This is a genomic window from Pseudoalteromonas sp. GCY, from assembly GCF_016695175.1.
In the GTDB taxonomy this organism is placed as follows: domain Bacteria; phylum Pseudomonadota; class Gammaproteobacteria; order Enterobacterales; family Alteromonadaceae; genus Pseudoalteromonas.
Genome location: NZ_CP068023.1, coordinates 775,661 through 789,969 on the forward strand (window position 1 = coordinate 775,661; position 14,309 = coordinate 789,969).

The following is a 14,309-nucleotide window of genomic DNA, read 5'->3' on the forward strand; positions in this document are numbered from 1 at the left end:
ATAAGTAATGCACAAGTCTCAGGTCATCATATCGATTTGTTTAAGCGGCCTGCTTGTTGCCTGCTCGTCGAATCATACGCCTGCGCCTGTAACAACTTTACACTCTGGTAAGACCACTTCGACACATAAAATTAATATTAACGGAAGTCGTTACAAAGTAAAAAAAGGCGATACTTTATTTGCAATTGCATTTAGCGCTAATAAAGATATAAGAACGCTTGCGAAAATCAATAAAATTAAGCCTCCGTACACTATTTACCCGGATCAGGTTATACGTCTAGAGTATCCCAGAAATAAAAACAAAAAGAACACAAAATACACGAAAGTAAACCACAAGTCTCAGTCTTTAAAACAAAAAAGTAACAAAGCACCCAAAAAAGAGCTTGATAAGCCAAATCAACGAGAGTATGTTCAAAGACAAGCCACACAAAAGTCTACTAGTACCAAGGCTTTGTCTAATAATAAGGTACTATGGAAATGGCCTGCTGAAGGCAAGGTGACTCGTAAGTTCTCCGTCAAAGAGAATGGTTATAAGGGATTGGAGATCTCTAATAAACCGGGCACTTCAGTTAAGGCTGCTGCTGGCGGTGTAGTTGTATATGCAGGGAGTGCGTTGCGTGGGTATGGTAATTTAATCATCCTGAAACATACAGATGATTACCTAAGTGCTTATGCCCACAACGCTAAGTTACTCGTCAGAGAACAGCAAAAAGTTAAAGTTGGGGAAAAAATTGCCGAAATGGGTAGTACAGATGCTTCTAAAACGGCACTTAGGTTTGAGATCCGTTTTAAAGGTCAAGCTGTAAACCCGGCAAAATACTTGCCATAAAGTAATGCGAGTACATCGATTGGTTCGAGTACCCTTACTTTTATTCGCTTGGGGAGAATACTTATGGCTCACACTGCAAAATTACCTACAAAATCAGCTCCAGAGTTAGACAAGCTCGACGATGATAATATTGACGAACCGAAAGATGAATTACTTGAAGACCTCGAAGACGACGAAGAAGTTTTTGCCAAAGATGAAGTGGTTAAAAACTTAGATGCCACTCAACTCTATTTAGGTGAAATTGGATTTTCCCCACTACTCAGTGCAGAAGAAGAAGTTTACTTTGCGCGTAAAGCGTTAAAGGGCTGTGAAGCTTCACGTAAACGGATGATAGAGAGTAACTTGAGATTGGTGGTTAAAATCGCTCGTCGTTATAACAACCGAGGTTTGGCATTACTTGACCTCATTGAAGAAGGTAACTTAGGTCTGATCCGGGCTGTAGAAAAGTTTGATCCAGAACGTGGATTTAGATTTTCTACTTATGCAACTTGGTGGATCCGTCAAACCATCGAACGCGCTATCATGAACCAAACTCGTACCATTCGTTTGCCGATTCATGTTGTCAAAGAGCTAAACGTTTATCTACGTACAGCACGTGAATTGACGCAAAAGTTGGATCATGAACCTACCGCAGAAGAAATTGCTGAATGTCTCGACAAACCTGTCGAAGAAGTCAGTAAGATGCTGCGTCTAAACGAAAAGATCACTTCGGTTGATACGCCTATCGGTGGTGAAAATGACAAAGCACTGCTTGATATTATCGCGGATGAAAAGGGCGGTGGTCCAGAAATCGAGGTGCAGAGCAACGATATTAATAAGCATATTGTCGACTGGCTTGGAGAGTTAAATCCAAAACAGCGAGAAGTGCTAGCGAGACGCTTTGGCTTGCTTGGTTATGAACCGTCTACACTTGAGGATGTTGGTCGCGAAATCGGGCTAACGAGAGAGCGTGTAAGGCAAATTCAAGTTGAGGCGTTGAGACGCTTAAAGGATATTTTACAACACGAAGGGTTAAGTACTGATAGCCTATTCGAACAACAGTAATACTTTAACCAGTTAATAAAAAAGCCGCGATATGCGGCTTTTTTAATTCTTGCAGTGGTATAAAACCTTCCAAGATAGAAAGCGATTACAAGCTTTCTATCTTTGCTTTTTGTTCAAGTAGCTTCGTTTTTGCATCGCTAAACTCAGCTAATTTTGCTTTCTCTTTAGCAAGTACCGCTTCAGGTGCATTACTTACAAACTTTTCGTTTGCGAGTTTCTTTTCAACCTGCTCAAGACCTTTTTCTGCTTTTTCAAGCTGCTTAGCAATACGCGCAAGCTCTGCTTCTACATCGATCAAACCTGCCATTGGGATCATGATTTCAAGGTCACCGATAAATGCAGTCGCACAAGCTGGTGCTTCGTCTTTGCTTGCAAGCAAGTCTACCGTTTCCAGTTTTGCCAGTGCGCTTAAGAAAGCTTGGTTTTCATCTAGGCGACGTTTGTCATCTTCGCTGGCACCAGTAAGTAACACGTTTAGCGGCTTGCTTGGACTGATGTCCATTTCACCACGAATATTACGAATAGCAATAATAAACTGCTTCACCCACTCAAGGTCTGCCATCGCTTGCGCATCAACTTTGCTTTCGTCGAATACAGGGAACGCTTCAAGCATAATCGTCTTCGCTTCGACACCTGCGATTGGTGCTACACGTTGCCAGATTGTCTCTGTGATATAAGGCATTAGTGGGTGCATCAAACGAAGTAAGCCTTCCAACACGGTGATAAGCGTATGGCGTGTACCACGCTGCTGCGCTTCATTGCCTTTAAATAGAATTGGCTTAGTTAGCTCTAGATACCAGTCACAGAATTGGTTCCACGTGAACTCATAAATAGTGTTTGCCGCAAGGTCAAAACGATAGTTATCTAAGTGCTCAGAGAACACCTTAACCGTATTTTGGAATTGACCTAAAATCCAACGATCCGCTAGAGAGTACACTTTTTCGTTATCGTTGAAGCCACAGTCTTGTTCTTCTGTGTTCATCAATACATAACGGCTAGCATTCCACAGCTTGTTACAGAAGTTACGGTAACCTTCGAGACGGTTCATATCCCAGTTGATATCACGTCCCGTTGATGCCATTGCTGCAAGAGTGAAACGCAATGCGTCAGTACCGTGTGCTTCAATACCATCGACAAATGTTTTGCGCGTATTCTTCTCGATTTTTGCCGCAAGCTGTGGCTGCATCATGTTGCCAGTACGTTTAGTCACTAGGCTCTCAAGATCGATACCATCAATCATGTCTAGTGGATCTAACACGTTACCTTTTGACTTAGACATCTTATCGCCATTTTCATCGCGAATAAGGCCAGTCACATAAACGGTCTTAAATGGAACTTGAGGTTTACCATCTTCATCTTTGATGAAATGCATGGTCATCATGATCATGCGAGCTACCCAGAAGAAGATAATGTCGAAACCAGTGACCAAGGTATCTGAAGGGTGGAATACCTTTAGATCTTCCGTGTTTTCAGGCCAACCTAACGTTGAGAAAGTCCAAAGTGCAGAAGAGAACCAAGTGTCTAGTACGTCTTCATCTTGGGTCAGCGTCACATTTGCATCAAAGTTATGGTTTTGACGAACTTCTGCTTCGTCACGACCAACATATACATTACCTTCGCTGTCATACCACGCCGGGATCCTGTGGCCCCACCAAAGCTGACGTGAAATACACCAGTCTTGAACATCACGCATCCAAGAGAAGTACATGTTCTCGTATTGCTTAGGTACAAATTGAATATCACCATCTTCTACCGCTTTTACCGCAGGCTCTGCAAGAGGGGCAACGCGAACATACCACTGATCGGTAAGTAGTGGCTCGATAACTACGCCAGAGCGGTCGCCGTAAGGAACGGTTAGACTGTGATCGTCGATTTTCTCAAGTAGACCAAGCTGCTCAAACTCGTCAACGATTTGCTTACGCGCATCGAAACGGTCAAGGCCGTGGAAACGCTCAGGAATTGGTGCATCCATCGCTTCAAGTGGCTTACCATCAAAAGTAAAGCACTCACCCGTATTCAGAACTGCCGCGTCTTTGTTGAACACATTGATCATTGGCAGCTCATGGCGCTTACCAACTTCGTTATCGTTAAAGTCGTGTGCTGGCGTGATTTTTACGCAGCCCGTGCCTTTTTCCATATCCGCATGTTCATCGGCAACGATAGGAATGCGACGGTTGACGATAGGAAGTAGAATTTCTTTACCAATTAAGTCCTGGTAACGTTCATCATCAGGGTTTACTGCAACGCCAGTGTCACCAAGCATGGTTTCTGGGCGAGTGGTTGCTACGATAATGTAGTCTTTACCATCTTTGGTGGTTACGCCATCCGCAAGTGGATAACGCAAATTCCACATATGGCCCTGCTTGTCTTTATTCTCAACTTCTAAATCAGAAATCGCAGTGTGTAATTTAGGATCCCAGTTTACTAGACGCTTACCACGGTAGATTAAGTCATCTTGATATAGGCGAACGAATACTTCTTTTACAGCTTCAGACAGGCCGTCATCCATCGTAAAACGTTCTCTATCCCAATCTACAGACGCACCTAAACGGCGTAACTGTTTGGTGATTGTGCCACCTGATTGCTCTTTCCATTCCCAGATTTTATTGATGAATTCGTCACGGCCTAAATCATGGCGTGATTTACCTTCTTCGGCTGCAAGCTTGCGCTCAACCACCATCTGAGTGGCGATACCAGCGTGGTCAGTACCCACTTGCCATAACGTGTTTTTGCCCTTCATACGCTGATAGCGGATCAAAGTGTCCATGATAGTGTCTTGGAACGCGTGGCCCATGTGTAGACTACCTGTGACATTCGGCGGTGGGATCATAATCGAATATGCGTCACCATTACCTGATGGCTTAAAGTAGCCATTTGACTCCCAGTCTTGATACAAAGACTGTTCAATATCTTGTGGATTGTAGGTTTTATCCATTACACAGAACCCTAAAAATGCTATTTCTCAATGTCTTCAGTGGAAATTGTTGCGCCAAGTGCACGAAGTTGCTTAAAGCGTTCTCGTGCGGCTTGCTTAGCGCTGGCTTCAACAGGCACAAAATCTATCACCTGTTCAAAGCGACGAATAAAGTCAGGGACGACCCGAGCTAGATTAATGAGCACGGGGCGACGAGCAGCAGGAGGCATAGTGCCAATTTCCACCGGTGCGCCGCCTTTGGGGCCTTCGCCTTGTAAGTTGTGGGGCACAAACCTGTCTGCGTCAAAACACCAAAGGTGCTCATCGAATAAATGAGCGTCGTCAGTATTATCGACGTTAACAAAGATACGGTGTCCAGCTTGATATAAGCTCGCCGCAGTTTGTGCTGCCAGATCAAAATGAGCCGGAACGCTAATCCCCGGCTCATCGTTTTGTTTTAACACGTAAAAGCGCGCTTTGATAGTCATGATAATAATACCAATTGCGAGGAGTACTGAGGTTTGCCACAGGCTCCACAGCTGCTCAATATCTGTAATCTTGTTTACCGTGATAGCGTAGACGAAGAAAATCAGTATGCGCGGCTTAGTTTAAAACTAATTATAGCGCCACTTAAATGCACATAAATAAGCCTGTATTCTGCCATATAAAGGCAATACCATCAATCAAGAACCAAGAGAAGAAGAATAAAATATGGCAAGCGGTGGGAAGCGCTTGCTGAGGTGGTTTAGTTGCTTTGTAGTCTTAATTTGGCGCGGGATATAGTCGCGGGGTAAACCCGCTGCTACGGTTTGGGTTAACCTTGTGTAGCAGCGACTTTATGTCGCGACTTATGCTTGTTAAGTGTCGCGACCAGACTATTAGTCTTGCTGTGCGTCCGTGATATTGGCGCGGTTAAGTAAATATTGCATCAGCATAGGCACAGGACGACCTGTAGCGCCTTTGTTCTTGCCGCTGCGCCATGCAGTACCTGCGATGTCTAAATGCGCCCAGTTGTACTTTTTAGTAAATTTAGACAAGAAACACGCGGCTGTAATTGTGCCAGCTGCGCGACCACCTAAGTTCGTAAAGTCAGCAAATGGGCTTTCAAGTTGTTCTTGATAATCATCCCAAAGTGGTAGTTGCCACGCTCTGTCGCCACTTTGCTCTGACGCTTTTAGCAAATCATGGGCAAGCGGGTTATGGTTAGATAAAAGACCTGTCGCATGGCTACCAAGCGCAACAATACATGCCCCCGTTAATGTCGCAACATCGACAACGGTTTCCGGCTCGAATGCTTCAACGTAAGTTAGCGCATCGCACAGTACTAAGCGGCCTTCGGCATCCGTATTGAGTACTTCAACGGTTTGACCGGACATAGTGGTTAAAATATCGCCGGGACGGTAAGCATCGCCCCCTGGCATATTTTCGCAGCCAGCTAAAACACCAATTACATTAAGTGGCAGTTGCATTTGTACGATGGCTCGCATTAAGCCAAGCACGCCCGCAGCTCCGCCCATGTCGTATTTCATTTCATCCATCGCTTCGCCAGGCTTGATAGAAATACCACCCGAGTCAAATGTTAAGCCTTTACCCACGAATACGATTGGTGCTTGGCCTTCGTCACCACCGTTATAGTGGATAACCGACATCACTGACTCGTTGCGACTACCACGGCCAACCGCTAGGTATGAGTGCATACCTAGCTCTTCCATTTCTTGTTCACCAACAAGGTTTACGGTAACGTTATCAAAGTCTTCGGCCAACTGTTGTGCTTGCTCCCCCAAATAACGAGGATTGCAGATATTTGGTGGCATATTCGCAACGTCTTTACACAGCTTACTGCCAGCGGCGATAGCAAGACCGTGCTCAATCGCGCTTTCACCGATTGTTAATTCACGGCGCGTTGGTACGTTAAAGACGATTTTACGTAGCGGGCGTCTAGCCTCACTCTTTTTGCTTTTTAGTTGATTAAAGGTATACAGGCAATCTTGCGTGGTTTCGACCGCTTGGCGAACTTTCCAGTAAGTATCACGACCTTTAACATGTTGCTCAGTCAGAAAACATACCGCTTCCATTGAGCCCGTTTCATTTAACGTATTGATGGTCTTAGAGATAATTTGTTTGTATTGTTTATCGTCGAGCTCTCTTTCCTTACCACAACCCACTAACAAAACGCGTTCGCTTAGTACATTTGGTACATGATGAAGAAGTAGAACTTGTCCTGGTTTGCCTTCAAGATCACCACGTCTGAGTAAATTTGAGATATAGCCTTCGCTTATTTTATCCAGCTGTTCACCAATTGGTGAGAGACGGCGTGGCTCGTATACACCTACAACAATACATGCGCTACGCTGTTTCTCTGGACTACCACTTTTAACGCTGAATTCCATTGCGACTCCTGAGTCTTTGTCATGTCATTTTGAACTTTTTATGCCAGCACACTTTCCTACATTAAAGTCATGAATATGCTTTAACCTTAGGTAGGATATTCCGGCGCATTGACATATAATAAAGTGACTAAAATAATCAGTTTACTCAATTTTTCCCACTATTCCAGTGAAACAAGACGTTTTATAGGGACGAACATTGCTTATTTTCCGCTATTTAACGGGTGAAGTACTAAAATCTCAGGTTGCGGTTTTTCTCACCTTAATGACAATATTTTTGTCACAAAAGTTTGTACTCATTCTGAGCTCAGCGTCTGAAGGGAGTATACCGGGTAAGTTAGTACTTGCTATGCTTGCGTTGAAACTGCCACAGTTGGCCGGATATATTTTACCGCTTAGTCTCTTTCTTGGGATCATCTTAGCCTATAGTCGCATCTACGCCGACAGTGAAATGACGGTACTGCGCGCCTGCGGGGTCAGTGAGTGGTATGTCGTTAGGGTGACTTTAGTCTCTAGTGTATTTTTTGCATTACTGGCCGCTTGTGTGAGTATGTATATTGCACCTTGGGCGAGCGAAAAAGAGTACCAATTAAGAGAGCAAGCCGATGCGGAGTCGGGGCTTTCTACTCTCAGAGCCGGTAGATTTCAGCAAACGGGCAATGAAAAAGCGGTGGTATTTGTTCACGGCATTAGCGAACAAGGCCGCGAATTAGACAAAGTGTTTGTCGCGCAATTGCCCGAGAAGGACTCAAATCAAGCCGCTCGTTTAGTGTATGCGCAAAAAGGTGAAGTGATTGAGCTTGATAGTGGTGAGCAGCAATTACTCCTTCATGAAGGTAAGCGTTACGAGACTGATGGCTTCAGCCAAGCACTTAATCGCACTGAATTTGGTACTTACCAAGTGCAAATTAAAGAACAAGAAATTGAACACCAGCGCCGTAAATTAGAGGCTATTCCAAGCTTACAGTTACTTGAAATGGATACGCCAGAAGCAAAAGCGCAATTTCAGTTGCGATTGTCGGTGCCTATTTCCATTTTGTTACTCACTCTATTGGCTGTGCCTCTGAGTGTGGTTAACCCAAGACAAGGCAAGTTCGCTAAGCTCGTGCCAGCAATTACGCTATATTTGGGTTATTTCATTTTACTCAATGCCGGCAAGTTTCTGTTAGCTGAAGAAAAAGTACCAGCCTCAGTCGGTCTCTGGTGGATCCATTTAAGTGTGCTCTTTATTGGCGTTTATTTAATTGCGAAAGGAAGACCTTTTGGTGTGTGGGTTCGCTCGGTATTTATGAAACGGGAGACGACGGCATGATGAAGACGCTAGATTGGTACTTAGGGCGTAGCATCTTACAAACCACAGGTTTCGCGCTATTAGTTTTTGTGGGGATCAATACGCTTATTAAGTTTATTGAGCAACTGCGCTCGGTTGGTCGTGGCAGCTATGATTTACTTGGTGCCATGCTCTATACCATTTACAGCATGCCAAGCGATATCGTGGTATTTTTCCCGATGGCTGCGCTGATTGGTGGCCTGATTGGCCTTGGTGCACTTGCCTCAAGCAGTGAACTAATTGTTATGCAAGCGGCTGGGTGGTCGCGTTTTCAAATTATTATGTCGGTGATGAAAACGGCAGTGGTGCTGGCGCTACTGATGATGGCGCTTGGGGAGTGGGGCGCACCAAAAGCGGAGCAAACCGCAAAACGGTTAAAAAACGAAGCAATTTATGGCGGTGAAGTCTACAGCGCTCAGCGTGGTGTTTGGGCGAAAGATGGCGGCAATTTTATTAACATTGGTAATGTTGAAAAAAACGGTAAGCTTAAAGATATCGCAATTTATTATTTCGATGACTCACTAACATTGGCAAAAATCGTACGCGCTCAGTCGGCGCAAAGCATATCTAACGGCTGGCAATTGCAAGACGTGGAAGAAGTGCATATCGATCAACAGCAAATTACAACGCATTATTCAAAATCAATGCTCTACGAGTCTGAATTAAGTGAAGACAGGCTAGGTGTTGTATCGATAGAGCCCGATGCTTTGTCTTTTACAGGGTTATGGTCATTTCTCGCTTATCTAAAGCAAAATGAGCAAGATTCAAGTAGCTATGAACTCGCGCTGTGGCGTAAGGTGATGCAGCCGCTGACGATTGGGGTAATGCTGCTGGTGGCTTTGTCATTTATCTTCGGGCCACTGAGGACGGTGAGCATGGGCGCGCGGATTATTATGGGCGTGGTAACAGGCTTAGCTTTCCATCTGAGTAATGAAATTTTTGGCCCTATCGTGATGGTATATCAAGTTCCACCGGTGGTTGGCGCGTTAATGCCAAGCTTGTTATTTATTGGATTGGCTATCCATCTGCTGAAGAAACAAAATTAACGTTTTGAATTAAGTAAAAAAATGGGCCTCATGTTGAGGCCTATATTTTTTATGGATGATGCTAAGGAAAAGAAGTCGTTATCCGAGGTTTAGACAAGTTAATCTAAGCTATTATACACCTTTTTATTTTCCTCTTTGCTCAGTACCACCACTTCAGTGCCACACAGCATATCCTGGAGCGACCTTTTCTTTTTAAAGTCTAACAACACTATCAGATTACCCAGCCCAAGTAGCGCGCATAGGCTACGAGCGATTGCTTTTGGCCAAGTTAACAGTGCTCCGTCGGGGGTTTGCACTTTTAAGCGCCACGCGCGCATGCCGATAGTTTGGCCGCTCTTAGTCCAAAAATAGGCAAAAAACAGCACCGAAACCAACACTAATAAAGTGGCTCTAAGTGTATATAAAATGGGATCAGCTTGGATCAGAGCCGATACGTCTTCATGATTACCAAGCGTGAGCACGTTAAATGAAATTAAGGCATTGATGGTTAGTAAAAATAACACGGTAGTCAGCATTGCGAACGCGACGACCACTAAGCTGTCGTATATAAGTGAAGCCAAGCGACGGCTGAAATTCGCTGGAGCAAAATGTGACATAACAACTCTCATAATTACAAGATTGCGGAGTATTTTACACATAAACCGATAAAACGTTTACTGAATTACGTTAACTAATGGATTAGCAACGCCTTGCCTTTGCCGTTTTAGCAGGAATAAAGTTGACTTTATGGCAATATTTAACTGCTTGTGCACAAATAACAAGCAGTTAACGCCTTATTGCAAAAAAATTACTTGCCGTTCTTAATCGCCTTTGTATAATGCAAAGCATAGAGACGAAGGCAAATAAAAAAAGCCTGAGCTCAAAGTGGTTTTTCTTTATTTTCTCTTGTTTTAGAAGATGAAAGAAAAATTATGCCAGTGTGATGGAATTGGTAGACATGACGGATTCAAAATCCGTTGCCTTCGGGCGTGGCGGTTCAAGTCCGCCCACTGGTACCACTTTTTATAACCCTTGCTTTTTAGCAAGGGTTTTTTTATGCCTCAAATTTATGCTTTGAAATTATGGTATCGGACTTGGACGCCACGCGGGTGGCGCTAATACAGGTTAAGAGTCCGCCCACTGGTACCACTTTTTATAACCCTTGCTTTTTAGCAAGGGTTTTTTTATGCCTGAATTGTAGGTCGAGATTTATCTCGACGAATTGGATTTATCTCGACGAACGAATAGGTTTTATCTCTACGAATTAGCGCTATTCACTGCTACAAATCAAGCTGCCTCCACGATTCAACCTATTATTCTAAACTGACAGTTACTTCCTCACAAAACTGGCAGTTTTTGATAGGTTGCCTATGCTTTTGTAATTAAATTGGTTTATTGTAGATTTAAGCAGCTAAACTTTATCAGGCAAGAGGGGCGATGAAGGTAACCGTAGAAAAGCAAACCATAGTGCTGTTATCGTTATTTACCATCGTATTCTGGAGTTTGACTTTCTACGCGGTAAATCTTATTTCTCACTCTATTGTGGTTCAGGAAGTAAGCGAAAGAACTGAAACGGTAAGGTCTAACATTTCACTTGTCCGCGCCAAAATTGAAAACGCCATATTTATGGATACTTATCTGGCTGAAAGTTTAGCGACCTTTGTTACTATCGATCCTGACTTTGCAATTGAGCATTGGTCTCATGTGGTTGCTAAAGTCGTTGAAAAGTCGACGCTTATTCGCCATGTTGGTCTCGCGCCGGATAATATTATTAGTCATGTCTATCCAGTTGAAGGGAACCGAGCGGCTATCGGTTTCGATTTTCGTACTAACCCTGAACAATTTCGCACCGTTGAAATTGCCAGAACTTCTCAAAAGGTATTTATCGCAGGTCCATTACAGCTAGTACAAGGCGGTGAAGCCTTGATAGCTAGGTTTCCTGTGTTTTCAGATTATCCGAGGAATGAAAACTACTGGGGCGCGATTAGTGTGGTTCTAGATTATCTAAAGCTGCTTGAATACAGTGGTATTAACGAGTTGGACAGCGCCATTTTAGCTATTCGAGGTCGAGATGGACTAGGTGAACAGGGGGATGTCTTTTATGGCACTGCTACCTTGTTTGAAACACCAAATTTGGTCATTCCAATCAATTTACCATCTGGTGAATGGCAGCTTGTGGCTGATTATCAAATTGATGAGAGCACTTATGCGGAAACAAGACAACAAGCACAGATTTTGGTTACTGCTGTTGCCCTAATATTGTTTCTCTCGTTATTAGTACTCTATCGAGCGTATCACTTAGCACATACTGCCTCGCTGCAAGATGACTTAACTAAGTTGCCCAACCGTCGCTATGCGATTAGGCAACTCAATACGTTACTTGGTCGTTCAGAGCAACCGTCATTTGTGCTGCTTAACCTCGATCTAAATAATTTTAAACAAGTAAATGATAAGTTTGGTCATGAAGTGGGAGATAAGCTGTTGCTTCATGTCTCGTCAATTTTGATGAACTCAGTTCGTGTGTACGATTTTATCGCACGCTTAGGGGGGGACGAGTTTGTCATTATTTTGCACAGAGTGTCAGAAGACGCTTTGGTTAACTCAATCATAAAAAATATTAAGGAGCAGGTTGCAAGTCAACCCCTACAAGTTAACAGACACATCATTCAAACAACGGTGAGCGTTGGTTATGCTTTTCCAACATCAAATCAAGACAGTGTCTCGGAGCTCATGGCGCGGGCCGATCACAATATGTATTACGATAAAAACCTGTCGCAACGACAGCAAAAAGAAGGTCAGGTTTTGGAAACAAATCAGGAAACCCGTTAGAACTATACTAAGCTTACAGAGTATCAATTAGGTGAGAGTGTGTCGTGCAGCTAAAGCAGTCAGTTCTATTTTTCAAAGTCGCCGCGTTTACTTCTGCGATTGTGATCATATTCGTCAGCTGGTTTTTGTATTACGAAGTGAGTCGTAGTGCGCGCCTTACCGCACAACTTACTCATCTACAAACCGCTCTGCAACGAGCCATGGATCAAGAAGAGCATATTCTTATTAGAGCACAAAAAGAAGATGTTTCTGCCATCCCACAATTAAAGTACAGCTATCAGGATAGCTTTAGTAACTTACTTAACTCTATGGCCAATGAAGAGGCTTTGCTGCCTTTGCTATTACAACTCGATGAACTATCAAAAACCTACTTTAGTAAACTGGATGAACTTATCCGCTTACATGAGCAGCTCGGCTATGACGAAAATGCAGGCATTTATGGTGAGTTTAGACGCAGCGCCCATGCTTTACAGGATCGAATTTCTGGTAAGGCTATGCCTCAGTTGGAAATTGCCATATTGGAATTAAGGCGTCGAGAAAAGGACTTTTTGTTAAGAGCTGACTTAAGCTATTTGCAACAGCATGAACAACTAGTAATGCATGCTGAGCAACTAATCAAAGACAATGCGCTGAGTGAAGAAATAAGCAACTTGCTAAAACGTTATGAAGCGGGCTTTGCAAGCTATGTCGCTATTTTGAGCAAGCTAGGTTTGCACGATGGTGAAGGCGTGCGTGCAGAGCTGTTCACCGAGAAGCAACAATTAAGAAGCCAGTTTGAACTGGTATCAATCCGTACTCAAGCTGTTACGCAAGAACGTAAAGAAAGTATCATTTTATATGGTCTTATTTTAATTGTACTGATGAATATTGCCGTGCTTATCTTACTTAATTATCAAAATAGCAAAGTCACACGGCATATACTGGCTATCAATAAAGTACTCGTAAAAGTTGCTAAGCTTGAAGACTTTAGCTTAAGGGTGAATATTGACGGCAACGATGAGATTGCACAAATTGCTCATCAACTTGATGATTTATTAGCATTTATTGAAACCTTGCTCGCGCGCCTAAGCGCAGCGCAGCAACGCTTAATCGAAGAAGCCAAAATGGCGAGCTTAGGAAATATGGTGAGTGGCTTTGCTCATGAGCTTAATACGCCGCTTGGTGTTGCTATTACCAGCCAATCGCATTTAAAAGAGCAAGTCGCGACACTAAAATCGCAACTTGAACTTGGTAAGTTACAGCGGCAAACCTTGACTACTTTAATTACTGAGGCAGAAGCCGCGCTATATTTATTAGAAAATAACCTCCATCGCACTGCCTCGCTAGTAGATGATTTTAAGTTAGTGGCAGTGAATCGAGAGTTTGAAGAAAAGAGTACGTTCAACCTTAAGCATTTAGTTAAAAATGTCTTTGATTGCTACCAATCAGAATTAAGCCAAGAAGATTATGCCATTGAACTCGAAATCCCAGAAAACTTAACTTTGATCAGTTACCCGTCGGTGTTTAGCCAAGTTGTTGGATACAGTATTAACAATTGCATCAAGCACGCCAAGGTTGACGGACAAAAACTCAATATTGTGGTATCTACCGTGTTAATTAATGACTATATCCATTTTTATTTTAAGGATGATGGTGCTGGTATAGATAAAGAGCTATTGCCCGCTATCTTTGAGCCTTTCGTTACTTCAAAGCGATTTTCTGGTGGTACAGGGCTTGGCTTGAGTATTGTGTATAACTTAGTAACACAGAAATTGAAGGGCGAAATCAAAATGCAAAGCCCAGCGCATGGCGGTGCCTGTTTGCATATTATTTTAACCGGAACGGAATTTAATTTTACAGAAGAGTAAGTAACCGGAGCGCGGAATAACAATTTGCTTATCTGAATACAGCTTATGTAAGGTGAATGAAGTAAAAAAGCCAGCATGATCGATCATGCTGGCTTTCATTAGCT

At 43.3% G+C, this 14,309-nt stretch carries 10 protein-coding genes and 1 tRNA gene; 7 read left to right on the plus strand and 4 right to left on the minus strand.

From position 1 onward, the window contains the following. Positions 1–7: 7 nt before the first annotated feature. Both JJQ94_RS08555 and rpoS read left to right on the plus strand, forming a co-directional pair. On the plus strand, positions 8–829 hold the full coding sequence (locus JJQ94_RS08555) for a peptidoglycan DD-metalloendopeptidase family protein (protein ID WP_099030587.1): 822 nt from the start codon (positions 8–10) through the stop codon (positions 827–829). A 63-nt stretch (positions 830–892) separates the two neighbouring features. Further along, complete coding sequence (gene rpoS / locus JJQ94_RS08560; RefSeq protein WP_099030588.1) at positions 893–1,873, plus strand: RNA polymerase sigma factor RpoS; 981 nt, start codon at positions 893–895, stop codon at positions 1,871–1,873. Between the two features lie 85 nt (positions 1,874–1,958). Here rpoS and JJQ94_RS08565 read toward each other — a convergent pair whose 3' ends face one another. The 3 genes from JJQ94_RS08565 to pepA form a co-directional block, all read right to left on the minus strand. Then, positions 1,959–4,808: a valine--tRNA ligase gene (locus JJQ94_RS08565; protein WP_099030589.1), complete on the minus strand. Its 2,850-nt coding sequence runs from the start codon at positions 4,806–4,808 to the stop codon at positions 1,959–1,961. A 20-nt stretch (positions 4,809–4,828) separates the two neighbouring features. Continuing rightward, positions 4,829–5,275, minus strand: a complete 447-nt coding sequence (locus JJQ94_RS08570) for a DNA polymerase III subunit chi (protein WP_010377414.1) — start codon at positions 5,273–5,275, stop codon at positions 4,829–4,831. A gap of 390 nt (positions 5,276–5,665) precedes the next feature. Next, positions 5,666–7,177 carry a leucyl aminopeptidase gene (pepA, locus tag JJQ94_RS08575; RefSeq protein WP_099030590.1) on the minus strand — a complete coding sequence of 504 codons (1,512 nt, stop codon included), beginning with the start codon at positions 7,175–7,177 and terminating at the stop codon, positions 5,666–5,668. A 196-nt stretch (positions 7,178–7,373) separates the two neighbouring features. Between pepA and lptF the strand changes: the two genes are divergently transcribed. Next, complete coding sequence (lptF, locus tag JJQ94_RS08580) at positions 7,374–8,486, plus strand: LPS export ABC transporter permease LptF (protein ID WP_045988567.1); 1,113 nt, start codon at positions 7,374–7,376, stop codon at positions 8,484–8,486. After that, positions 8,483–9,550 (plus strand): LPS export ABC transporter permease LptG, encoded by a 1,068-nt coding sequence (gene lptG, locus JJQ94_RS08585; protein ID WP_017217017.1) that lies wholly within the window; start codon positions 8,483–8,485, stop codon positions 9,548–9,550. Before lptF ends, lptG begins: the two co-directional genes overlap by 4 nt. A 98-nt stretch (positions 9,551–9,648) precedes the next feature. On the opposite strand, the gene JJQ94_RS08590 is transcribed toward lptG, so the two are convergent. Further along, positions 9,649–10,146, minus strand: a complete 498-nt coding sequence (locus tag JJQ94_RS08590) for an RDD family protein (RefSeq protein WP_010605630.1) — start codon at positions 10,144–10,146, stop codon at positions 9,649–9,651. Between the two features lie 317 nt (positions 10,147–10,463). On the opposite strand from JJQ94_RS08590, the gene JJQ94_RS08595 reads away from it, so the two are divergent. From JJQ94_RS08595 to JJQ94_RS08605, 3 genes are all read left to right on the plus strand, one after another. Beyond that, positions 10,464–10,548 (plus strand) — tRNA-Leu (locus JJQ94_RS08595). 418 nt (positions 10,549–10,966) lie between these two features. Further along, positions 10,967–12,358: a diguanylate cyclase domain-containing protein gene (locus JJQ94_RS08600; protein ID WP_099030591.1), complete on the plus strand. Its 1,392-nt coding sequence runs from the start codon at positions 10,967–10,969 to the stop codon at positions 12,356–12,358. A gap of 44 nt (positions 12,359–12,402) precedes the next feature. Beyond that, positions 12,403–14,205, plus strand: coding sequence for a sensor histidine kinase (locus tag JJQ94_RS08605; protein ID WP_099030592.1), 1,803 nt, complete (start codon positions 12,403–12,405; stop codon positions 14,203–14,205). Positions 14,206–14,309 lie beyond the last annotated feature (104 nt).

What these genes read in the sequence shown, in the direction of transcription:
- JJQ94_RS08555 (WP_099030587.1), top strand. Translation starts at nt 8, where the DNA reads ATGCACAAGTCTCAGGTCATCATATCGATTTGTTTAAGCGGCCTGCTT.
- rpoS (WP_099030588.1), top strand. Translation starts at nt 893, where the DNA reads ATGGCTCACACTGCAAAATTACCTACAAAATCAGCTCCAGAGTTAGAC.
- JJQ94_RS08565 (WP_099030589.1), bottom strand. Translation starts at nt 4,808, where the DNA reads ATGGATAAAACCTACAATCCACAAGATATTGAACAGTCTTTGTATCAA.
- JJQ94_RS08570 (WP_010377414.1), bottom strand. Translation starts at nt 5,275, where the DNA reads ATGACTATCAAAGCGCGCTTTTACGTGTTAAAACAAAACGATGAGCCG.
- pepA (WP_099030590.1), bottom strand. Translation starts at nt 7,177, where the DNA reads ATGGAATTCAGCGTTAAAAGTGGTAGTCCAGAGAAACAGCGTAGCGCA.
- lptG (WP_017217017.1), top strand. Translation starts at nt 8,483, where the DNA reads ATGATGAAGACGCTAGATTGGTACTTAGGGCGTAGCATCTTACAAACC.
- JJQ94_RS08590 (WP_010605630.1), bottom strand. Translation starts at nt 10,146, where the DNA reads ATGTCACATTTTGCTCCAGCGAATTTCAGCCGTCGCTTGGCTTCACTT.
- JJQ94_RS08600 (WP_099030591.1), top strand. Translation starts at nt 10,967, where the DNA reads ATGAAGGTAACCGTAGAAAAGCAAACCATAGTGCTGTTATCGTTATTT.